Origin of the sequence: Candidatus Poriferisodalis sp. (assembly GCF_965208895.1) — a bacterium.
In the GTDB taxonomy this organism is placed as follows: Bacteria; Actinomycetota; Acidimicrobiia; order Acidimicrobiales; family Poriferisodalaceae; genus Poriferisodalis.
On sequence record NZ_OZ242363.1, the window covers coordinates 2,185,728 to 2,207,963 of the forward strand.

Annotated in this window: 17 protein-coding genes; 11 read left to right on the top strand and 6 right to left on the bottom strand. The window is 68.1% G+C overall.

The features are described 5' to 3' along the window. Positions 1-20: 20 nt before the first annotated feature. From ACOGJB_RS09835 to ACOGJB_RS09855, 5 genes are all read left to right on the top strand, one after another. Positions 21-200: a hypothetical protein gene (locus tag ACOGJB_RS09835; RefSeq protein WP_419840623.1), complete on the top strand. Its 180-nt coding sequence runs from the start codon at positions 21-23 to the stop codon at positions 198-200. Between the two features lie 65 nt (positions 201-265). After that, positions 266-2,281: a threonine--tRNA ligase gene (thrS, locus tag ACOGJB_RS09840; RefSeq protein WP_419840624.1), complete on the top strand. Its 2,016-nt coding sequence runs from the start codon at positions 266-268 to the stop codon at positions 2,279-2,281. Between the two features lie 108 nt (positions 2,282-2,389). Next, positions 2,390-3,565, top strand: coding sequence for a zinc-dependent alcohol dehydrogenase (locus ACOGJB_RS09845; RefSeq protein WP_419840625.1), 1,176 nt, complete (start codon positions 2,390-2,392; stop codon positions 3,563-3,565). A 287-nt stretch (positions 3,566-3,852) separates the two neighbouring features. Then, positions 3,853-6,321 carry a peroxidase family protein gene (locus tag ACOGJB_RS09850; RefSeq protein WP_419840626.1) on the top strand — a complete coding sequence of 823 codons (2,469 nt, stop codon included), beginning with the start codon at positions 3,853-3,855 and terminating at the stop codon, positions 6,319-6,321. Between the two features lie 172 nt (positions 6,322-6,493). Further along, positions 6,494-7,168, top strand: a complete 675-nt coding sequence (locus ACOGJB_RS09855) for an aquaporin (RefSeq protein WP_419840627.1) — start codon at positions 6,494-6,496, stop codon at positions 7,166-7,168. 140 nt (positions 7,169-7,308) lie between these two features. Here ACOGJB_RS09855 and hemB read toward each other — a convergent pair whose 3' ends face one another. Together hemB and ACOGJB_RS09865 are read right to left on the bottom strand one after the other, a co-directional pair. Next, positions 7,309-8,292 carry a porphobilinogen synthase gene (gene hemB / locus ACOGJB_RS09860; RefSeq protein WP_419840628.1) on the bottom strand — a complete coding sequence of 328 codons (984 nt, stop codon included), beginning with the start codon at positions 8,290-8,292 and terminating at the stop codon, positions 7,309-7,311. A gap of 43 nt (positions 8,293-8,335) precedes the next feature. After that, positions 8,336-8,650: a hypothetical protein gene (locus ACOGJB_RS09865; RefSeq protein WP_419840629.1), complete on the bottom strand. Its 315-nt coding sequence runs from the start codon at positions 8,648-8,650 to the stop codon at positions 8,336-8,338. 242 nt (positions 8,651-8,892) lie between these two features. Here ACOGJB_RS09865 and ACOGJB_RS09870 point away from each other — a divergent pair, with 242 nt between their 5' ends. The 5 genes from ACOGJB_RS09870 to ACOGJB_RS09890 all read left to right on the top strand — a co-directional run bounded on the left by ACOGJB_RS09870 (position 8,893) and on the right by ACOGJB_RS09890 (position 13,198). After that, the gene (locus ACOGJB_RS09870) at positions 8,893-9,474 is read left to right on the top strand and encodes a hypothetical protein (RefSeq protein WP_419840630.1); all 582 of its coding nucleotides are present in this window, start codon (positions 8,893-8,895) and stop codon (positions 9,472-9,474) included. Positions 9,475-9,480: 6 nt separating this feature from the next. Then, positions 9,481-10,530 (top strand): DNA-formamidopyrimidine glycosylase family protein, encoded by a 1,050-nt coding sequence (locus ACOGJB_RS09875; protein WP_419840631.1) that lies wholly within the window; start codon positions 9,481-9,483, stop codon positions 10,528-10,530. A 226-nt stretch (positions 10,531-10,756) separates the two neighbouring features. Then, a complete protein-coding gene (locus ACOGJB_RS09880) occupies positions 10,757-11,425 on the top strand; it encodes a nitroreductase family protein (protein WP_419840632.1) in 669 nt (222 codons plus the stop codon). Positions 11,426-11,457: 32 nt separating this feature from the next. Continuing rightward, positions 11,458-12,264, top strand: a complete 807-nt coding sequence (locus ACOGJB_RS09885) for an SDR family NAD(P)-dependent oxidoreductase (RefSeq protein ID WP_419840633.1) — start codon at positions 11,458-11,460, stop codon at positions 12,262-12,264. A gap of 145 nt (positions 12,265-12,409) precedes the next feature. Continuing rightward, entirely contained in the window at positions 12,410-13,198 is a 789-nt protein-coding gene (locus tag ACOGJB_RS09890) for an SDR family NAD(P)-dependent oxidoreductase (protein ID WP_419840634.1), read from the top strand. Between the two features lie 172 nt (positions 13,199-13,370). Here the strand turns inward: ACOGJB_RS09890 and ACOGJB_RS09895 are convergent, their stop codons facing one another. The 4 genes from ACOGJB_RS09895 to ACOGJB_RS09910 all read right to left on the bottom strand — a co-directional run bounded on the left by ACOGJB_RS09895 (position 13,371) and on the right by ACOGJB_RS09910 (position 20,997). Next, positions 13,371-15,035, bottom strand: coding sequence for a sigma-70 family RNA polymerase sigma factor (locus ACOGJB_RS09895; protein ID WP_419840635.1), 1,665 nt, complete (start codon positions 15,033-15,035; stop codon positions 13,371-13,373). Between the two features lie 191 nt (positions 15,036-15,226). Beyond that, positions 15,227-18,466, bottom strand: a complete 3,240-nt coding sequence (locus ACOGJB_RS09900; RefSeq protein WP_419840636.1) for a cell wall-binding repeat-containing protein — start codon at positions 18,464-18,466, stop codon at positions 15,227-15,229. A gap of 109 nt (positions 18,467-18,575) precedes the next feature. After that, entirely contained in the window at positions 18,576-19,163 is a 588-nt protein-coding gene (gene pyrE, locus ACOGJB_RS09905; protein ID WP_419840637.1) for an orotate phosphoribosyltransferase, read from the bottom strand. A gap of 103 nt (positions 19,164-19,266) precedes the next feature. Next, positions 19,267-20,997, bottom strand: a complete 1,731-nt coding sequence (locus ACOGJB_RS09910) for a cell wall-binding repeat-containing protein (protein WP_419840638.1) — start codon at positions 20,995-20,997, stop codon at positions 19,267-19,269. A 229-nt stretch (positions 20,998-21,226) separates the two neighbouring features. Between ACOGJB_RS09910 and ACOGJB_RS09915 the strand changes: the two genes are divergently transcribed. After that, positions 21,227-22,234 carry a L,D-transpeptidase gene (locus ACOGJB_RS09915; protein WP_419840639.1) on the top strand — a complete coding sequence of 336 codons (1,008 nt, stop codon included), beginning with the start codon at positions 21,227-21,229 and terminating at the stop codon, positions 22,232-22,234. Positions 22,235-22,236 lie beyond the last annotated feature (2 nt).

The window sequence follows — 22,236 nt, forward strand, 5'->3', positions numbered from 1 at the left end:
CAGTTTCTTCAGGAGAACTCATGAGCGACGGCGATACCCGCAAGGTCGACCAGAAGTCGCTCGAGGACCCTCACAAGATGATGGTCCCGTTTGCGAAGTTCAAGAGTTTCCAGTTGGCAGACAAGCTGTGGGTACTGGGCGGACTGCTGTTCTTGATCATCTTGATCAACATCGTGTTCTCGGGCGGGGGCGCCAGGTAGCCGCTGCGCCAAGCTGCCAGGAAATTCACTGGCACTTGCAGGGCGATGGAGAGGAAACTGTCCCGATGAGTGGCAGCGAGCGGGCAGACCCGAACTCGGCAGTCACGGTGGTGCTGCCTGACGGGCAGACCCGGGAGCTGGCCGGCGGCGCTACCGGTGCGGACCTGGCTGCGTCGCTGGGGCGGCGTGCAGCCAAGGATGCGCTCGTTGCCGTGGCCGATGGCGAGCAGCTCGACTTGGACCGGCCGCTGCCCGACGGGGCTTCGGTGTCGCTGGTCTTCCCCTCGTCCGACGAAGGGCTCGAGGTGCTGCGCCACTCGACCGCCCACGTGCTGGCCCAGGCGGTGCTGCGGCTGTATCCCGGCGCCACCTTCTCGATCGGGCCGCCGATCACCGACGGCTTCTATTACGATTTCGACCTCGGCGTTGACGACGCCGGGCGGCCGCGCACGTTCTCCGACGACGATCTGGCAGCGATCGAGGCCGAGATGCGCGCCATCGTGGCTGCCCGTCAGCCGTTCATCCGGGCCGAGGTAGACCGGGCCGCCGCCGACGAGCTGTTCGCTTCGCACCCCTACAAGATCGAGATTCTCGACGGCGAGGCCGACGACCCTGCCTCTGGCCCCACCGGCGGGGTGATCACCACCTACCGCAATACCGACGAGTTCGTCGACCTGTGCCGTGGCCCCCACGTTCCCCACACCGGGCGGCTGGGCCACTTCAAGCTGATGCGGGTGGCGGGCGCGTACTGGCGCGGCGACGAGCACCGCCAGATGCTCCAGCGCATCTACGGCACCGCGTGGGGCACCAAGGCCGAGTTGGCGGCGCACCTGGAGCGGCTGGAGGAGGCCGCCAAGCGTGACCACCGGCGCCTCGTGACCGAGCTCGACTTGCTCAGCTTCCCCGCTGAGCTGGGCGGCGGGCTGGCCGTGTGGCATCCCAAGGGCGCGGTGATCCGCAAAATCATGGAGGACTACAGCCGCGACCGCCACGAGGCGGGCGGCTATGAGTTCGTGTACACGCCGCACCTGGCCAACGCCCGGCTGTTCGAGACCTCCGGGCACCTCGACTTCTACGCCGAGGGCATGTACCCGCCGATGGAGATGGACAACGGCGTCTACTACCCCAAGCCCATGAACTGCCCGATGCACTGCCTGATCTTCAGCCAGCGCCAGCGTTCGTACCGCGAGCTGCCGCTGCGCATGTTCGAGCTCGGCACCGTGTACCGCTACGAGCGGTCCGGGACGCTGCATGGGCTGATGCGGGTCCGCGGGTTCACCCAAGACGACAGCCACCTGTTCCTGACGCCCGAACAACTGGGTGACGAGATCGAGGGATTGCTGGACTTCGTGCTGTCGGTGCTGAGCGCGTTCGGCTTCGAGGACTTCACCTTCAAGCTGTCGACTCAGGATCCCGAGAAGTTCGTCGGCACTCCCGAGGGCTGGGAGCGGGCCACTGCGGCGCTGCGGGAGGCCTTGGACCGGCGCGGCCACGACTATGACGTTGCTGCTGGTGAGGCTGCGTTTTACGGTCCGAAGATCGACATCGACGTGCAGGACGTCATCGGGCGGTCATGGCAGCTGTCGACGATCCAGCTCGATTTCAACCTGCCCGAGCGGTTCGACCTGCGCTACACCGGTGCCGACGGCGAGCTGCACCGGCCGATCATGGTGCACCGGGCGCTGTTCGGCGCGATCGAGCGGTTCTTCGGGGTGATGGTGGAGCACTACGCAGGTGCATTCCCGCCGTGGCTGGCGCCCACCCAAGCGGTGGTGCTGGGAGTTCGGGCCGACCACGATGCGTTCGCTTCACAGGTGGTGGCGCAGCTGGCTGAGGCGGGATTCCGGGCCGAGATGGTGCCGGCGGACGATCCACTGGGGGCGCGGATCCGGCGAGCGAAGCTGGAAAAGGTGCCCTACGTGCTGGTGGTGGGCGACGACGATGTCGCGGCGGGCACCGTCGGCGTGAACCCGCGTGGCCAGGCGGTTCGTCGTGACGTGCCGCTGGCTGAGTTCATGGCGCAACTGGATGACGAGGTGGAATCCAAAGCCACCGACGTCGGCAGCGCCGATCAAAGTTGATGTGAAAGCGCTGATGTTCGAGCGCAAGGAACTGCGGCTCGCAGTGCCAGACGTGCACAGCCGACGCGTCGTGGGCAGCACACTGTCGACCCCACCGGGCAGGCAGCCGTGAGAGCGCTGGTGTTCGAGCGCAAGGAGCTGCGGTTCGCCGCGGCGATGGCCGCAGGGAAGCTGAAACCCGGCTCAGGTGCGGGCGTGGGACCGCTGCGGCTGACCGAGATGGATCCGCCGGAGCTGCCCGGCGACGGCTGGCAGTACGTGCGCACGGCGCTGTCGGGCATCTGCGGGTCTGACCTGGCGACGGTGGACGGCATGGTGTCGCGCTATTTCGAGCCGCTGGTCTCGTTCCCGTTCGTGCCTGGGCACGAGGTAGTCGGCCACACCGACGACGGCACCCGGGTGGTGCTCGAGCCGGTGCTCGGCCACGAGGCCCACGGCTTTGCACCGCCCTGGCCAGACGCCGCCCCGGCCGACGGCGACGACTACGGCCACCTGATCGGCGGCGAGATCGAAGCCGGGCTGCAGACCGGATCGTGCGCGTCAACCGGCGGCGGCTGGTCGGAGCAATTCGCCGCCCACCACAGCCAGCTCCACTCGCTGGGCCCATTGAGCCCCGGAGACCTGTCCGACGAGGCCGCCGTGATGATCGAGCCGACCGCTGCGGGCGTACACGCCGCGCTGCGCTGCGGCGTGACCGAGGGCGGCACAGCAGCCGTCATTGGCGCCGGCACGATGGGCCTCGTTGCCGTGGCTGCGCTGCGCCAGCTCACCGGCGTGGCGGCGATCGTGGTGGGCGCCCGGTACAGCCATCAGCGCCGCCTGGCCCGTGAGCTGGGCGCCGACTTGGCGGTGTCGCCCGACGAGCTCGGCCGAGCAGTGCGCCGCGCCGCGGGCACCCGGGTGATCGGCGAGACGCTGGGGTCGGGCACCCACGTGACCATCGATGCTGTGGCCTCGTCGGAGTCGCTCACTGACGCCATTGCCCTCACCCGACCCCGCGGCCGGGTGGTGGTGCTGGGCATGCCCGCCAACGTCGAGCTGAACCTCTCCGCGCTGTGGCACCGCGAAACCGAGCTGGTGGGCGCCTACTGCTACGGCACCGAGCCGTCGCTCGGCGGCGGCCACACCTTCGAATCGGCCATCACGCTGGTGCGCGACTGCGACCTGGGCCGGCTGGTCTCCGAGCTGTACCCGCTCGAGGAATACCGGACGGCGCTGGAACACGCAGCCAACGCTGGTGAGCGCGGCTCCACCAAGATCGCCTTCGACCTCCGCGGGAACTGATCACGGCGAAGTGTGAGAGACGCCCGAGTTCACGAGTCAATTCGCGTGGAGCATCCCTCAGGTGCCCCGCGGTGAAAACTATCTTCGCAACGGCCAGAGCAACGCATACCCGCCTATAGCTACCGGCGTTAGCATCTGATCGTGGCTTGGGTCACGGCGACCCTGTTGCGCTCGCGCTGAGTCTCTTCCCCCAACTATCGATTCAGACCCCGGCCCGCGGTTATGAGGAGAACGCCCCTGTGCGCATCAGTGCCCGCATCAGTCAATTCGGATTAGCAGCGGCCCTCTTGGCCGTCTTGGTCGCATTGGCAGGGCCCATCCCCCAGAGCCTGGCGCTGAGCAGCGAGGGAAGCGGCGGGACGGAAGACAACGGCGCCAGCGTGAACGCAAACGCAGACGCAGACTCGACCTGGACAGCCGACGGGGGCAGCCAAGTGTGGGGTGCCAGGTTGCGGGTAGGCGGTATCGGGGTGCCGCTGGGCTACAGCTCGTCGGTGGGCGGATCGCTCAGCGATGCCGGTTTCACCTGGGGCGCAAAGGAATACACGGTGACGAGCGTCTTGCTCACCGATTCGGCGGGCGGGTCGGACTCGACCGCTGCGACGCTGAGCATCACCTTCGATCCCGCGCCCTCCGGCGCGATCAGCGCGCTGCGCCTGCAAGTCGACGACGTGGGGCTCAACGTTGCCGATGCACGCGTCGACGGTGCCGACATCAGCTGGCACGACGTCGATGCCGAGTGGGAAAACGGCGACGTCGTTTCGCTCAGCCTCGAAGAATTCCCTGCCGACTTCACCCCTCGGGCGTTCGACGGGCGCCGGAACAACGCAGCCAATCCCGCATGGGGGATGGCGGGCACGGCACTGCTCAAGAAGGCCGCCAACTCCTACGACGACGGAGTGTCGGCTCCGACGACCTCCCGCCCGAACGCCCGCACCATCAGCAACCTCGTCGTCGCCCAGGATTCCTCAGTGCCGAACTCGTCTGGGGCCACCGACATCGTGTGGCAGTGGGGCCAGTTCATCGACCACGACATCACCCTGAGCCTGGACAATGCGGACGAGTCGTTCCCGATCGCAGTCCCCGCAGACGACCCGGTGTTCGATCCCCTCGGGACCGGCGAGGCCACGATTGCGGTGAGCCGCTCGGTGTTCGACCCCGAGACAGGCACGAGCACCGCGAACCCCCGCCGGCAGGCCAACGACATCACCGCGTTCATCGACGCCTCGCAGGTATACGGCTCGGATCGGGCGCGCGCCCAGGCGCTGCGCACCTACGACGGCACCGGAAAGCTCAGGACCTCGAGCGGCGGCTCGTTGCTGCCCTACAACACCGGAGGCCTCGAGAACGAAGGCGGCAGCAACCGTCCGACGCTGTTCGCGGCGGGCGACCTGCGCGTCAACGAGCAGATCGGCCTCATCGCCATGCACACGCTGTTCGTGCGGGAGCACAATCGCCTCGCCGAAGCCCTCGCCGCCGACAACGCCGATCTGAGCGGTGACGAGATCTATGAGCTGGCCCGCAAGATCGTCGGCGCCCATATCCAGAACATCACCTTCAGCGAATTCCTGCCGCTGCTGCTGGGTGACGATGCCATCGGCGAGTACTCGGGCTACGACGCCGACGTCGACCCCACCATCGCCAGCGAGTTCTCCGCAGCGGCGTACCGGGTCGGGCACACCCTGCTGTCGCCCATGCTCAACCTTGTCGACGACGACGGCGAGTCAGAGAAGATCAGCCTGGCGAGTTCGTTCTTCAGCCCGTCCTTCTACAAGAGCCGCGACATCGCCGAGGTGCTGCGCGGGTTCGCCGCCCAGAAAGCCCAGGAAGTCGATTCCCTCGTCATCAATGAGGTCAGGAACTTCCTGATGAGGGCACCTAACGGCCCGGCGTTCGACCTTCCGGCACTGAACATTCAGCGAGGCCGCGATCACGGCATCGGCGACTACAACACCGTGCGGGATGCCTATGGCCTCTCCGAAGTGGAGAGCTTTGCCGACATCACCTCGAATTCCGACGTGCAGCAAACGCTCACCGACGCGTACGGCGACGTGGACGACCTGGATTTGTGGCCGGCAGCGCTGGCGGAAGATCACCTTGAGGGGGCATCTGTCGGCGAGACGCTCCAAGCCGTCATCGGCGACCAGTTTCGCCGACTGCGCGACGGCGACCGCTTCTGGTTCGAGAACGATCCGTACTTCGTGGCGAATAGGGCCCTGTTGGACGAAGTGCGCTCCACGACGCTGGCGGACATCATCCGGCGCAACACCTCAGTCGGCGACGAGCTGAGCAACAACGCGTTTGTGGTTGCCGATGACGACCAGATTGGCGCCGGCAACACCGACTTCCTCTACTACACCGTTCGCAGCGGCGACACGTTCGCATCCATTACCCGCAGCGTCTACCGCGACGGCTCGGCATGGCGGAAGATCTTCCAAGCGAATGCGGGACGCCGCCAAAGCGACGGCGCCACCCTCACTGACACAGATGCCATCCGCGCCGGCTGGGTGCTTGCCATACCGACACCCATCGCCATGCCGACTGGACGACACGAAGCAGCTTCCGGCCATGCCGTGTACACCGTGCGGCCAGGTGACACCCTCGGCGGCATCGCGCAGCGTGTCTACGGCGATGCCGCGCGCTGGACCCTCATCAGGTCCGCGAACCTCGGACGTCGCCAGAACGACGGAATCGTCTTCACCAGCGCCCACAGCATCAGGCCCGATTGGCAGATCCGTATACCGCTCAGCATGTGAGCCTTCGCCTTCTCTTGGAGTTTGGGCTGCTGGGCTCGGCGGGCTTCACGTGAGGAGGGGGCCGCAGGCTTCGAAGTCGGCGTAGTTGGTGAACCCGTGGGTTTCGCCGCGAAGGGCCCGATGTTCACCGCCCGGTCGGGGTTCGTTCAACCGCGGCTGGCAGGCTGTCGGAGTGACAGCGCTGCGTGAGACGACCTCCAGCCGGTTGGCCTCGGAGTTCGTGGGCTCCGGGTTCCTGCTGCTCAGCGTGGTCGGCTCGGGGATCATGGCCGAGCGGCTCAGCCCGAACGATGTCGGGTTGCAGCTGCTGGAGAACTCGATCGCGACAGCAGGTGCGCTGACGTGCCTCATCCTGCTGTTCGCATCGACGTCGGGGGCGCACTTCAACCCTGCGGTGACACTGTGGGCACGGCTCGCCGGCGACCTGGACAACCGGATGGCCGGGCTGTACGTGGTGTGCCAGACCGCGGGCGGGATCCTGGGCGTCATCGCGGCCAATGTGATCTTCGAGCTCGATGCGGTGTCCTGGTCGACGAAGGATCGGATCAGCGGGGCTGCGTTCGGTTCGGAGATCATCGCCACGTTCGGGCTGGTGATCGTCATCATCGGCGTGGTGCGCTCGGGCAAGGCCCAGTTCGTGGCTTTCGCCGTGGCGGCCTACATCGGCGGCGCGTACTTCTTCACCTCGTCGACGAGCTTCGCCAACCCGGCGGTGACCGTGAGCCGGATGTTCTCCGACACGTTTGCCGGCATCGCCCCTGCCAGCGCACCGTGGTTCATCGTGGCGCAGTTCATCGGTGCAATCTGCGCCATCGCGGTTTCAAGCGTCACTCACCCGCGGCGCTGAACCAGCGGCCGGCAAGAGCGGTCAATTCCTGCCGGACCGCGGGCCAAGACCCTCCAGCCGGCCCACTTGGCCCAGCTGCACGGAATGAATGACTGCCGGGGCGGGCAGGCGCGATTGACGTCCTCAGCGGCGGCGGGCCGTTAGTACAGCGTCTCGGCGAACTCGCGTGCCAGGTACGTCAGGATCAGGTCCGCGCCGGCTCGCTTGATGGCGGTGAGGTGCTCGACCGCAGTGGCGTCGCCGTCGACCCAGCCGTTGGCTGCTGCGGCCTTGAGCATCGCGTATTCGCCCGACACGTGATAGGCCGCTAGCGGCAGGTCGAATCTGGCCCTGGCGGCGGCGATCACATCGAGGTACGCCAGCGCCGGCTTCACCATGATGATGTCGGCCCCCTCGGCAACGTCCAGCTCGACCTCGGCCATGGCTTCACGGGCGTTGGCAGGGTCCTGCTGGTAGCCCTTGCGGTTGCCGCCGCCGCCGCTGATCGTCACGTCGACGGCTTCACGGAACGGCCCGTACTCGGCCGAGGCGTACTTGGCCGAGTAGGCCATGATCGGCAGGCTCTCGTGGCCGTTCGCATCGAGCGCCTGGCGGATCGCGCCGACCTGGCCGTCCATCATCCCCGAGGGGCCCACCATGTCGACGCCGGCCTCGGCCTGGGCCAACGCCACCCGCTGATACAGCTCGAGCGTGGCGTCGTTGTCGACCTCGCCATCGTCGGTCACCACGCCGCAGTGGCCATGGTCGGTGTATTCGTCGAGGCACAGGTCAGCGATGATCGCCATCTCCGAGCCGTGGTCATCTCGCAGGTTGCGCAGGGCCACCTGCACGACGCCGTCGGGGTTCCAGGCTTCCGAGCCGACGGGGTCTTTGCGGGTGGGAAGCCCGAACAGGATGACGCCGCTGATGCCCAGGCCAGCCAGCTCGTTGACTTCCTTGCGCAGCGACTCCTGGGTGTGCTGCACGACGCCGGGCAACGAGATGATCGGCTGCGGCTCGGTGGCGTCCTCGCGCACGAAGAGCGGGGCGATGAGATCGCTGGGCGTGACGGTGGTCTCGGCGACGAGGCGGCGCAGCGCGGGGGTGCGGCGCAGGCGGCGCAGGCGGCGTGCCGGAAAAGTCACCCCGTCATGCTATTGCGCTGCCGCGCCCGAAGAAGCGCCCGACCTACTGCGCTGCGGCGCCCGCAGCAGCGCCCGAAGAAGGTGCAACAGCCGGCTGCGGCGCAGGAGTGGCGATGCCCAACTGCGCCTTGACGAGCGCCATGTCGGCCTTGACCAGCGCCATGTCGGCGACCAGTTGCATGAGCACCTGCTCCATCCGGTCCATGCGCTGCTCTACGCGATCTATGCGCGAATCGAGTCGATCTTCGAGTCGGTCAACGCGCCGGCTGAGCGAGCGGCAGCACATCAGGCTGGCCGTGAGATTGAAGCTCATGACGGCAGCCACGGCGGCAAGGACAATGAATGACGTCGCGTCCATAGGACTTCCTTTCGGAACGGTAACAGGCGGGATTTCCGCCCACTAACCGGCGATCTGCCAGTGATACGGGAGCAAGCAGCGATGCGCTTTGGCGCACCGTAGTGAACGCCGCCGGATCGATGCCACTGGATTTCGAGCCGTCGCCGTGCGTGGCGCCGCCCGAAGTGCCTCGGGCCGCACGCAGCCCTTCGCTTGCGGCCGGTGGCGTGACATGCCGTGACGAGCGGCATAGGTTCGCTGGCGTGGAGATCGGGTCAGAGGGCTGGTGCGTCACCATGTCCGAGGTGCTCGCGGATGTGGAACTGCCGGCAGTTCAGGCGATCGTGGAGCAGCGGATCGGCGACGGCAATGGCGGACCGGTCGTCGCCTACCGGTTGGTGATCGACGGCGGTCGAGCTCACCTTGAGCCGGTGCCGCCCGATGCCCGCGACAGGAACGGCAGCAGCGACGGCGACAACGACAGCGACGGCAGCAGCGATGGCGCCGAGGGCAGCGACAGCGGCGTAGTGGTGATGAGTCAGTCCCGGGAGACGGCCGAAGCCGTGCGGCGGGGCGAGCTGGGTGCGCTAGCGGCCTTGCAGGCCGGCCTCATCAAGGTGAGCGGCGATGTGCGCGTGCTGATCGTTGCTTCTGAGGCGTTGGCGCTGGTGAACACGGCGCTGGGCGAGGCGCTCGCCGCTGCGGGCAACGGCGCTGGGGGCATTGGCGGCACCGACGGCGCTAAGGAGCGCGGCGACACCGACGGGGACGGCAGCACCTACGGCGGAACTGACGACGCCAACGGAACTGACGGCGCCGGCACCGACGGCGGCGAGAAAGGCTGACGCTTCGTGCCGGAGATCCCCGAGATCCGGGCGCATGCCGAACGATTGGAGGCCCTGGCGGCCGGCGAGGTGCTCAAGCGGGTCGAGCCGCTGTCGTTCACGGCATTCAAGACCGCCAGCCCGCCGCCGAGCGACGCCGTCGGCTGGCCGTTGTGCAGTGTCGGCCAGCGAGCCAAGTACCTGCTGCTGCGCTTCGCTCCTACACCCGAGGCTCCGGTCGCTAGCGGTGAAGGCGCCGATGACGCTACGGGCAGGAGCGGGGCTGGGGGCGCCTCGGGTGACGGGGAAGACGGCGGCGGGCTGACCTTTGTGGTGCACCTCATGCAGGGCGGGCGCCTGCGGGTGCTCAAACCCGGTGCGAAGCGGCCCCGGCGACCTCGTGACGGGCTGGTGCGGTTCGAATTCGAGAGCGGGCTGGGCCTGTTGCTCACCGAGCCCGGAACGCAGAAACGAGCCGGCGTGTGGGTGCTGGCCGGCGATCTGGCCGCGGATCCATCCTCCGCCGACCCGCCAGCCACACCAGAACCCGAACCCGCCACCGACCGGTCGACCGGCGTGGAGCCCGAAGCCACCGACGCAACCCCGCCAGCCACCACCAATCCGTTCATTGGGCTCGGGCCGGAGGCCACCGACGTCGACCCAGCCCACATGGCTGAGCTGATGGCTGCTCACTCAGCACGCTTGCACAATTTCCTGCGGGACCAGCGGGTGATCTCGGGCCTCGGGCGTCGCATGGCGAACGAGATCTGCCACCGGGCGAAGCTGTCGCCGTTCGCCTCGACCGCCAAGCTCGACGCCGACGCAGGCAGCCGGGTGGTGGCCGCCATCGGCGCCGTGGTCGACGAGTCGCTGACAGCCGAGCGCCAACTCGCCCAGATGAGCCGGTCGGCCGAACGACCCTCAGCGGTGCACGCACGCACCGGCCAGCTGTGCCCCGTCTGCGGCGACGTGGTGCGGGCTGTCGAATACCGCGACTACTCGGTCAACTACTGCGCCGGCTGCCAGACCGGCGGGCGCGTGCTCGCCGACAACACCACCAGCAAATTCCTGCGCTAGTCCTGGGCCGGCAAACGTTCGCCAGGTCGAGCACATCAGTGCGGAAACGCCGCTCCAAGCAGACTTCCCGCCGGCGCGAACGAGCCAGCACCGGCGCAGACACCCGGCATCACCGCCACACCCAGCAACACCCGCGCAGCTCCCGGGGTGCATGTCACAGCTGCCAGATACTCTGCTGCGAGCAATGAGGACCCGCAGCGTCGGGCACAACCGAACGGAGCACAACATGAGCGATGCCGGAATCAAGCTGGGCCTGTCGGCCGATGAGGTGCTGCAGTCGACTCGGGCCGTGCGCAAGCGGCTCGACTTCGACCGGCCGGTGCCCGAATCGGTGCTGCGGGAGTGCGTCGAGATTGCGGTGCAGGCGCCGACGGGCTCGAACATGCAGGGCTGGCACTTCGTGTTCGTCACCGAGCGCGACAAGATCGAGGCCATCTCGGCGCTGTACAAGAAGGGCTTCGACGCCTACCGCAACAGCCCCGTGTATGCGGGCCGGGTGGGGTCGGGCCTGGGCGCCCAGCGAGAGGCGCAGCAGGCTCGGGTGACATCCTCGGCGGAGTTCCTGTCAGAGAACATGCATCGCAGCCCGGTGCTGTTCCTGCCCTGTATCACCGGCCGCACCGACGATGCGCGCATGATAGTGGGTCAGGCCGGCTCGATCATTCCCGCCGCGTGGAGCTTCATGCTGGCCGCCCGAGAGCGAGGGCTCGGCACCTGCTGGACCACGCTGCACCTTGGCTATGAGCGCGAAGCCGCCGAGATCCTGGGCATCCCCTACGACACAGTGCGGCAGTACGCGCTGAGCCCGGTGGCCTACACCCAGGGCACCGACTTCAAGCTGGCGACCCGCACCGATCTCGACTCAGTAATGAGTTGGAACGCATGGAGCCGCTGATCCAGAGTCCGCGAACACACGGAGGCACTGACATGACATCCACATCGGCCGGTGGATCTGCCGGCAGATCGGCTGGCGAGCTGTTCGACTTGTCGGGTCGGGTGGCGGTGGTCACCGGCGGCTCCCGGGGCATGGGCCGCGAGATGGTGCTGGCGTTCGCCCGAGCCGGCGCCGATGTGGTGATTGCGTCGCGCAAGCTCGACAACTGCGAGGCGGTCGCCGACGAGGTGCGCTCGACCACCGGCCAGCGGGCGCTGGCGGTGGAATGCCACGTCGGCTACTGGGACCAGAACGACGCCCTGTGCGAACGGGTCTACGACGAATTCGGCCACTGCGAGGTGCTGGTGAACAACGCCGGCCTGTCCCCGCTGTACCCGTCATTGTACGAGGTGTCCGAGTCGCTGTTCGACAAGGTGATCGAGGTGAACCTCAAGGGGCCGTTCCGGGCCTCGGCAGTGTTCGGCAAGCGCATGTTCGAAGCCGGCGGCGGCTCGATCATCAACGTGAGCTCGGTGGCGGCCGTGGCCCCGTCGCCGAACGAGACGGCGTACGGGGCGGCCAAGGCAGGCATCCACGCCATCACCCAGTCGTTCGCCCGCGAGTACGCACCCCGTGTGCGGGTGAACTGCATCATGCCCGGCCCGTTCCTCACCGACATCTCCAAGGCCTGGGACATGGACGCCTTCAACGAGCGGGCCGAGAACGAGATCGCGCTGGCACGGGGCGGCGAAGCCGACGAGGTAGTGGGCGCAGCGCTCTACTTCGCCTCAGAAGCGTCGAGCTACACAACAGGCTCCGTGCTGAAGATCGACGGAGGAACCGCCTGGCAGACCGGCTGAACGAGCTGGCAGACCAACTCGCACACCGGCTCGAGGCGCTGGCGGGGGGCGCAGCAGCCGTTGCGGCTACGTTGAGCGCCGCCGCGGGCCGTGCGCTGTACGCCGGGACAACCGAGGGCCGTGCGCGGGATCAAGGAGAACTGCTGTGGGGACTACGAAGCGACTTTCTGCGTTGAGCCGGTCGATCGAGGGCCGGGTGGCGCTGATCACTGGTGCTGGCATGGGCCAGGGCCGGGCGACGGCGCACCTGTTCGCCGACGAGGGGGCACACGTTGCGGTGACCGACCTGGGCCAGGCCGAGGTGGATGCCGTGGTGGCCGAGATCAACGACGCCGGCGGCTCGGCCGCGGGCTGGACGATGGACGTGGCCAACCGCGACCGCGTCACCCAGGTCACCAACGAGGTGGCCGAGCAGTTCGGCGGCATCGACCACGTCATCAACAACGCGGGCATCTCACGGTTCTCGCCGATCGATGCCCCCGAGTACGAGGACAACTGGGCGATCTCGCTCGAGGTGCTGCTGACGGCGCACACCTACACCGTGCGGGCAGCACTGCCGTACCTGCGTCAGTCCGACGCGGCTCGCATCGTCAACATCGCCTCCACCGAGGGCTGGGGCGCCACCAAGTTCGGCTCGCCCTACACGGCTGCCAAGCACGGCGTGATCGGGCTCACCAAGTCGCTGGCGGTCGAGCTGGGCCGCGAGGCCATCACGGTGAACTGCATCTGCCCCGGGCCGATCAACACCGCCATGACGGCAGAGATCTCGCAGGAGCACAAGACGATCTTCGCCAAGCGCCGCACCGCACTGGGCCGCTACGCCGAGCCCGAGGAAGTGGCCCACGGCACGCTCAACTTCTGCCTGCCCGCCAGCCAGTACATGACCGGCGCGGTGCTCCCCGTAGACGGTGGCCTGCTCATCAAGAACGCCTGACCGGGTCTGACGACCGACAGTCCGCACGGGAGTGCCGCGGCGACCTGGCGAGCCGGCGCGACATAGCCCCGGTGAGAACGGCGATGCCGGGCCATCCTCAATCGGACGGGACCGCGACGAGGAATCGAGCACGCGAGCTGGCTAGCCCGAACTGCGGCGCTGAGTGAAGGCGCTACTGGGTGAGGGTGATCGAGAGCGCGGCGGGCATGCCGTCGCTGTCGAGGGTGAGCGTGCCTGAGAGGTCGCCGCGTTCGGCCAGCGGGAGCGACTCGGTGCCCGTGCCCGAGAAGAAACCGGTCATCGCCAGGGAGCCGTCGTCGTTGGCCGTGCCGCGCGCAGCGAGGCGCATCTCGGCACCGCCCTCGAACACCAGCAGGGCGCTGAAGCGGCGCTCATCCACCGCCGGGTCGGCGGCTTCGAGCGAGGCCGAGCTCGGCGAAATCACCGCAACCGACTCGGTCGAGGTCACGGTCTCGGTGGATTCGACGCCGTCGACGGTTGTGGTGGTGGCCGTGGTGACCGTCAGCGACAGCGAACCGGCCACGTCGTAACGATCGGCGCCCGAAGGTGTGAACGTCAGCTCGGCGCCTTGCACGCTGCCGCTGGACGTCACCGTGGGCTCGGGATTGATGACGACCTGCGTCGCCACCTTCGTCTCGACGATCGCCTCGGAGCCGTCAGCCGCGGCCTCGGAAACCTGTGCGCCGTCGTCGATCACCGGTGTCGCCGCCGCTGTGCTGGATGCCACAGATTCAGTCTCGGGGGCAGCTGCCTCAACCACGGGGGCCGCTTCCACTACGGGGGCCGCCACGGCTTCAGCCGGCACCTCAGCGCCGGCAGGATCGGTCAGGTCGGCAACCGCAGTCACCGGAGCAGCGACAGGAACGATCACAGGCGCATCGGGCGCCGGCAGCTCCACGGCCAGCGGCGCCAGAACTTCCATCACCGAGTCGGGCAGCACCCGGTCGGCCGCCTTGTGCACCGGCGAATCGACCGTCGGGGCGATCACTGCGGTCGCCAGCCCGAAGCCGACCGCGGCTTTCGCCATCACCGGAACGCCGACCGTCGCGGCATTCGCCGTCGCGGCGGCGGCCCGTGAAGCCATCGGGGCGGTCTCGGCCAGCACCGGCATCGCCGAGTGCAGCGCGGCCCGCCCGCCGCCAGGAGTGGCCTGGCCCGAGACCGCAGCAGCAGCCCGTTCGCCGCGGCGCAGCAACCCCACCAGGGCCACCGGCGCCACTGCCGCCAGCTTCAACGCGGAACGCACGGCGTTGCGGGCCCGCGACACCCTCGCTCGGGCGTTGTCCTCGGACACGCCGGCCTTGGCAGCGACTTCTTCGTAGCTGAGCTCCTCCACGAAGCGCATCATCAGCGCCTCGCGGTACTGGTCAGACAGATCGTCGACCGCGTCGGCCAGCTCGGTGTCGTCGAAGTCGAAACCGAGCTCGCCTTCGATTGAGGGCGCCTGCCTCAGCGCCCGGTCGTTCGATGCGAACCGGTCAGTCTTCTCGCCCTCGCGACGCTTCCGGTTGCCCTCGTCGTTGCAGACATTGGACAGGATGCGATGCAGCCACGGACCCACCAGATAGTTGCCGTTGAACCGCGGCATGGCTCGCAGCGCCCGCACCAGCGCTTCCTGCACGGCGTCCTCGGCCGCTTCGGGGCAACCGAGCTTGCGGCGCGCGTGACCGAGCAACTGCGGCCGGTACTCCCGCACCAACTCGGCGAACGCCTCGTCGTCGCCAGCCTGGTACGCGAGAACCAAGTCTCGGTCTTCAAGGCGCAGAGCCATAGCAGTCACGCGTCGGATCAGCGGGAACGCCAACGCTCCCGTCATTGACGATGCTACCGCAGTCCTCGTAGGCGCTTGCCGTCACATTTCGGCGGCCAGGGCAGTTTGCGCCTGCTGCGGTCGGTCTCCGTGCAGGGCGCCCAGATGGCCGTCGGGGGACACCGCCGAGACGCATCAGGTGCGCATCCGCAAGCCGAGCCGAGCAGTCAAGCAGACCCCAAACGGGACGTGTGTAGTTAGGAGTTGCGGGTGATCGACACGGTGTGGGCGTCGCCGTCATCGGCGGTGACCGTGATCGTGTAGCCGTGCAGCGTCACCGATTCGCCGGGCCCGAGCACCGGGAACTCGTCGACTTGGCCGTTGCCGCTGTCGCCGGCGATCTTGACAGGCAGATCGCCGGAGCCGATGAGCGTGTCGACGGTGTACACCAGCACGCCCTCGGTGATGAGCGCTTGATGCCGGCCCGTCCCGCCGCGTGACCAGGTGAACTCGCGGCCCCGGTCGTAGCCGAGCTGGCGGCGGCTCTCGATCACGATGATCCGGTGTTGGTAAATGGGCACCGCTGCCATGGCAATCGCACCATCGGCGCTGGAAATGGGGGCGAGGGCCACCGTTGCAGTACCGCCGGTGACGCATTGGATCTGGTGCTCGTGGAGCCAACCGAGCTGCCAGCGGCTCCACGCCAGCATCTCGATGGGCAGCAGCCGCCCCACCTGCCGCCACTCCCAGCCGCCATCGGGGTAGGTCTTGGTGGTGCGGCGCAGCAGCAGCGATGCGTCCGCCGTGAAGTAGGCGTTGAGTTCCATCAGGCCGAAACTGACGGGGATCCATTCCTGACCGCGGGGCGGACCGGGCTGCTCATGCGCAGCGCTGTCATAGGGATACATGTCGAGCAACCCGAGATTGTGCACGAGTTCGTGCGCGGCGACAAAGCCCCAGTCGGCGGGTTCGACGGGCTCAGCACGTGGCCGATTGTTGTTGATGTGCCTGCGCAGCGACACGCCATCCACCTCGACCGCCCCGCCTGCCGTGCCGCCGGAGAAATGGCTGCTGGGCAGAACCACGGCCAGACTGTGGAAGCCGCTGAAGTCGATCTCGTCGTCGACGAGCTCGATCACATCCGCATAGATGGCGTCCCCGGTCACTCTGAGACCGCCGCCCGGGGTCTCCTCCAGATAGTCCGAGTAGCTCTGGGGAGCTCGCAGCCATTGGCGGTGGGGCACGAACCGCACGTCAAGTTGGCCGTAACTGACGGCCTCCAGGTATTCCTCGGCCCATGGCAGCCCTCGTGCTGCTTCTTGCTCTGTGGTGTGAGTGGCCTGAGCATCGGGGAAGTCCATGAACAGCACGCCGATGCGGACTGTGCCGACTGGCGAAGGTGCCCAGTCGGGCAGCGGGAAGCCTGCGGTGGTTCCCACGACGCCGCGGGGGCGACAATGCTGGGCGACACCAGAGGGCTCGCCGCTGGCACCGACGACATATGCCCGGCGCTTGCCCTCGTCGTCGATGGTGTGGAAGGCGATGCGCTGACCGTCGGGCGACCAGCGAGGGGCGAGCGTGAGAAGGCCCTCGTCGACGACCACCTCTTCGTCGACGCCGTCGATGTCAGCGATGACCACCGATGTCTGGCTTCGATCGCCGCGCACAAAGGCGATGCGCGTGCCGTCGGGTGACCAAGACAGCCCGCCGTGGAAGTAGACCGCGGCGTGTATGCGCCGTTCGTTGCTGCCGCCGGTGTCGGACACCGTCACGAATCCGTCGCGCCAGAACGCGAGCCGGCTGCCGTCGGGCGACCATGCGGGGCTGCGCTCCCAGGCGCCTCCCTCGTTGAGCGCCTTCGGCTTGTTGCCGAACGACGTCATCACGACGATGTGACGATCACTGTCGAGGCGGTTCCCTTCCTCGTCGCGGCCGCTGCCGGTCTCGCGCTCGAACGCGATCTTGCTGTCGTCAGGCGACCAGGCGGGCCAGCGATCGATCTGATCGCCCTCGGTGCGCTGGTTGTCGTGGCTGCCGTCGACGTTGACCGTCCAGATGTGCGACGACCAGCGCCCGTTCTCGTCATTGCGGCCGCGCACATAGGCAATCCGGGTCCCGTCGTGGGACCACACCGCGGAGTGCAGGTAGGCGCCGCCGTGGTCCACCAGCTTGCGGGCTCCCGTGCCGTCGTTGCTGACGATTCGCAGCGAAGCATTCTCGGTGTAGACGAGCATGCTGCAGTCGGGCGACCACGCTGGATCTTCAGCGTTGGTCGAGGGCACGAGCTGTACCGGTTCGTCGTCGATGGCGCCGCCGCAGGTGCCCGCCGGAAGGACGTCGACGTCAGCCTCTTCTTCGGCTTCGTCGTCTTCGCCTTCAGCCTCTTCAGGCTCGGCCGCGTCTTCGCCGCTGATGTAGGCGTCGATGGCTGCCTGGGACACTGCGGCGTCGCCGCCGAAGACACGCAGATCGACGGAAGGATTCGCCTCGCGGCCAGCGTCGAGATAGGTCGCCGTGTCCGGCGGAATCTGGACAGGGTCGGCGAGCACCAGCGGGGCGCACAGCCGCCCCAGCAGCGGCGCGGCGCTGAACGAGTCGAACGGCACTCGCGCGCGGGCCAGCCCGAGGGCGCTGTCGTCGAAGCATGTCTGTCCGGCCGCGTTGCTGTAGCGACCGTCGACGAGCTCGGCGGCCTTCACTGCGGTGTCATAGCGAGTGCTGCCCGCGACACGGGAGACATCGATGCCGAGATCCTTGACGGACTGTTCCACCGATTCGCTGAGCGCTGCGGTGCCGCCCATCAGCACGATGTGCTCGATGCCGGCGTCGCCCAGGTAGCCGGACACGTCGGCGTGCAGCTCATCTGGCGGCGTCAGCAGCACCGGATGGATGCCACGAGCAGCAAACGGGCCCGCTACCAGGGCATCCGCGAACACCTCACTGCTGGCGATGACCGCAGTGCGGCCCAGCTCTCCCATTACGCCCGGGGTAACCCGCGCAGCAGCCGCGACCCCGGTGCCGAAGCGATCCTCGCCCGCGACGCGCTCCGCAGATATGCCTGCCTCGCCAAGCGCGTCGAGCACACCGACGCCCACGCCGCGTCCGGGGCCGTGGGCGCCGCCGCTCGCGTCGGGCCCGACCACCAAGGCACTCGTCACCCCCACCCGCTGGAGGAACTCGAGCGCATCGGCGCGCAGCTCATCGGGCGGAGTCATCAGCACCGGCGCGCCCAACGCGCCCGCCACCGGCGCAGCCACCACCGCGTCGGTCCACCGCCGACCCGACACCAGCACCACCCAAGACTCCGAACCACCGGCATCAGCAACCACCGCCTCTGCCACCTGCAGCGACGTCTCATAACGGTCCGCGCCGCCATAACGCGTGACCGACACATCCGAGCCGTCATTCTCGGCTGCGCCGGCTGCTGCGGCCGGAAGAACCACAACGCCGCCGACCGCTGCCGCCGCTGACAACACGGCAATGGCCAACCGACGCACGTCGGGGAAGCTAATGCCGTCTGATGTGACCTGTTCCCTCAGTGACTCCGGGGATCCTCCGTCGGCCGGCGGGGCGGCGGGTGTCAGCCGACTGGAGCGGCGGCAGGTGTCAGCCGGTTCTCGCTGAACCGGCAGTCTCGGTGCCGATGGCTGGGATGCCCATGTCGTGATAGGTGGCCATGGGGAAGTAGGGCACGCCTCGCTCGTCGAATGAGCGGCGGGCGTCGTCGCCCCGGTCAGCGAGCGTGACGGCGGCCACCACCTCGGCGCCGGTGGCTTGGACGCTGTCGTAGGCCTTCAGGATCGAGCCGCCGGTGGTCACGATGTCGTCGATCAGCAGCACCCGGCTGCCCTCGCCGATGCGTGTGCCCTCGACGAGGCGGTTCGTGCCCCGGCCTTTTGCTTCCTTGCGGACGATGAACCAGTTCGCCCCGCTCACCACGGCGATGGCGGCGCACAGGGCGTCGGCGCCCAGGGTGAGGCCGCCGACGGCGTCGAAGTCGACGCCGTCGGCGGTCACCCGCTCATTGATGGCCTCGGCGGCGAGCCGCAGGTCGTCTCCGGCACCCAGTGCCACCTTGCCGTCGATGAAGTAGCGGGAGTAGTTGCCCGAGGCGAGCCGGACAGGTTCAGGAAGCTCGGTGAGGCCCTTCGCCCGCAATATCTCCCTCAGTTTCATCGGGGCATCAATGCTCATCGGTGCAGCTCCACCTTCCAGTGAACCGATCTCTTTGGGACGCATCAAGACCACTGCGCTGATCTTCTGGGTGACACTACGGCGGCAGTGATCGCCAAGCCGACTATTCGCCGATGTCGCCGGCGAGCAAGGCTGCCACCGCGGCGACGGGTGCGAGCACTCCGAGATTCCCGACAGCGAAGCCGCCGTCATCATGGACGGCGACCTGCAGCAGCGTCGCGACGCCGACGACTTCGCGTCGGTTGTTCAGCACGGGGCCGCCGCTGCTGCCCGGTGAGAGCGGCGTGTCGGTCTTGATCCACGTTGCACCGTCCAGCTCGAGGGTGCCCGAGTAGCGCCCGGTGGTGAGCGTCATGGTATCGCCCCCGATTTCGGGGTAACCGAGCGCGGTGATCGTCTCCCCAGCACGCAGAGACTCCGTCGCGAGCAGCACGGTCGGCCGCCGCTCCGCGCCGGCGTCCATCGCGAGCAGCGCCAGATCGCGTGTCTCGTCCTGCCGCTGGACGGTGACGGAGACGAAGCGTTCCGGCGCCTGTTCGAAGGTGCCGTCCACGTATGCCCGTATCCGGCTGCATCCGCGACCCTCGTCATCGAAGACCACATGGTGATTGGTCACGATCTGATAACCGTTGCCGACGACGAATCCGGAGCCCCGCATACGTATGACACCGCCGGGGCCGGCGCACCGGATCTGCACCACCGACCGGGCCACGGAATCCCAGCTCAACTGGGCCAGGCCACCGCCGCCTGACGGGTCCGCGTCTGCGACGACGCCTGTCGCCACAGCCGACAGCGCCGCCGTGGGAATGATGGACGACGAGCCGATGCCGGTGACCGTCGCCTGGGTCGAGCCGCCGACGGCCAGCAGCCAGTCCTGCCCGAACTTGCCCAGCGTGTCGGGCACGGGGTCGCCGGGGGCGGGAGCGAGCAGCAGCGGCTCGCAGGGGCCGCGGACTGCTCCCGCGGCGAGACCGCCGAACGGGACGGTGCCGCTGGCCACGGACACGTCGGTGACCGGGTGGCAGCCCGACATTTCGAAAGCACGGCGAGCGATCAGTGCGGCGGTCTCGTAGCGGTCGGCGCCGGCGATGCGGTCAGTGCCGATGCCGAGCGCTTTGATCTCTTCCTCCACGTTGGCCGAGATGGCCGCCGTGCCGCCGAGGATCGTGACCGAGGCGACCTCCCGGTCTTCGTCAGTCAGGAAGCGGCGTGCCTCGGCGTGGAGTTCGTCGGGCGTGGTCAGGATGAGCGGGTTGTCGCTGGTGACGCTCGGGGCGGCTGCGACAGCATCGGCGAAGTTGACCCCGGAAGCCAGATAGACGGTGGCGATCTTGTCGGGGGCGAAAGTGCGTGCGACCCGCCGGGCGGTTGCGTAGCGATCTTCGCCGGCAAAGCGGTCAACCCGATAGCCCATGGCGCGCAGCGTCTCGGCCACGCCCTCGGACACCGCAGCGGGGCCGCCCAAGATGATCACCTTGGCCTTGGCGTGGGATGCGCACGGCTCCAGGTAGGCCCGGGTGACCGCCGGGAGGAATTCCTGCTTGGTCAGCAGCAGCGGACGGTCGAGCGCAGCGCCCGCGAGGGCGTCTGGCCAGTTCTCGCCCGATGCCAGCGCCACGCTGTGCGAGCCGATGTCGCTGTCGCAGCTGCCGCCGGCGACGTTGGCCGCCAGCGCGTACACGCTCGAACCGCTCACCCGCTGCACCCCGGCGCTGAAGGCCTGCGCCGCTGCGGGCTGCGGGGCGAGGATCGCCGAGCCGGCCAGCGCAACTCCGAGCATGGCGACGACCAGTCGGCTTGGGCGACGGTGCGGCCGACGTTTTGCTGCGCTCATGCCGATCTCATGCTCCACGAGTTGCTTGCGCAGAGACGATACGCCACGCCACGCTGGCATAGACAGCACGCCAGGAGTCTCCAGCAGGGGCTTGACTCGGAGGTGGTGTGCGGTATCAATGGTGGGGGTGTGCCCGCGGATTCGGATATGGCATGTCGCGAGACGGAATTGGAAGTGCCTTGGCGCACCGGGCGGCACCAAACCGGCTTCGCGGGCGGCAATAGCCAGTGTGGCGGCGCTGGCGTTGGCTGTCTCGCCGCTCGTAGGCCCGACGCACGCTGCTGCGGCGTCTCCGGTGATCGAACCGGCGACGACGCCGATTCTCGACGCTGAGCGAACCGTCACGAGCACCCTCATGCCCGGCGAAGCCCTGCATGAGGGTGAGTCGATCAGCTCGGCCAGCGGCCGCTACCGGCTGCTGCTGCACCGCAACGGCAACCTGGTGCTGTACGACACCGCCGGTGCCGGCGCGGCGAGCGCGAGCCCCCCGAACCCCGCCCCTGAGTGGTTCGATGCCGCGCTCGCGCACGGCAGCGCGCCCACGGCACTGTGGGACACCCGCACGGCGGGCACCGAGGCTGACCTGCTCGTCATGGGAGACGATGGCGACCTACAGCTGCGATCCGGCGACCCGGCGACGACCCCGGCATCAGCCACCGTCGGGCTCGTCGAGCCGGCCGCACCCGATGCGACCCGTACCGCACCCGCCGAAGCGCTGTGGAATTCGCGTACGGCCGATCGTCCCGGCGCCTACCTGACCGTGCATGACGACGGCAAGGTCACGATCGGTTACAGCGACGGCCGGGTGCTGTGGACCGCCGGCACGTCCACGCCCGACGTCGGTCTGAGCGGCGCCCGTCACGTCGTCTATGACCGCACCGCGCAGCGGGTCTGGCTGGTTGAGGCCGACGGGTCGCTCTACGACACCTACCCCGTCAGCGGAAGGGCCACCTTCCCGAGGCCAGGCAGCTACGAAGTATTCTCCAAGTCTCGCTGGAGTTCGTCGCCCAAGACCCCGGTCACCATGGAGCACATGGTGCGCTTTGTGAAGGGAACGGCCGGGCTGCTCGATGTTGGCTTCCACTCCATCCCCCGCACCTACGGCAACTATCCCATCCAGACCGTCGACGAGCTCGGCCAGCCCCGTTCAGCGGGATGCGTCCGCCAAGACGACGCCAAGGCCGTCCAGCTCTACCAGTGGGCGCCGATCGGCACCCCGGTGGTGGTGATCGTCTAGGC

What these genes read in the sequence shown, in the direction of transcription:
- ACOGJB_RS09910 (WP_419840638.1), bottom strand. Translation starts at nt 20,997, where the DNA reads ATGAGCGCAGCAAAACGTCGGCCGCACCGTCGCCCAAGCCGACTGGTC.
- ACOGJB_RS09880 (WP_419840632.1), top strand. Translation starts at nt 10,757, where the DNA reads ATGAGCGATGCCGGAATCAAGCTGGGCCTGTCGGCCGATGAGGTGCTG.
- thrS (WP_419840624.1), top strand. Translation starts at nt 266, where the DNA reads ATGAGTGGCAGCGAGCGGGCAGACCCGAACTCGGCAGTCACGGTGGTG.
- ACOGJB_RS09835 (WP_419840623.1), top strand. Translation starts at nt 21, where the DNA reads ATGAGCGACGGCGATACCCGCAAGGTCGACCAGAAGTCGCTCGAGGAC.
- ACOGJB_RS09885 (WP_419840633.1), top strand. Translation starts at nt 11,458, where the DNA reads ATGACATCCACATCGGCCGGTGGATCTGCCGGCAGATCGGCTGGCGAG.
- pyrE (WP_419840637.1), bottom strand. Translation starts at nt 19,163, where the DNA reads ATGAGCATTGATGCCCCGATGAAACTGAGGGAGATATTGCGGGCGAAG.
- ACOGJB_RS09895 (WP_419840635.1), bottom strand. Translation starts at nt 15,035, where the DNA reads ATGACGGGAGCGTTGGCGTTCCCGCTGATCCGACGCGTGACTGCTATG.
- ACOGJB_RS09865 (WP_419840629.1), bottom strand. Translation starts at nt 8,650, where the DNA reads ATGGACGCGACGTCATTCATTGTCCTTGCCGCCGTGGCTGCCGTCATG.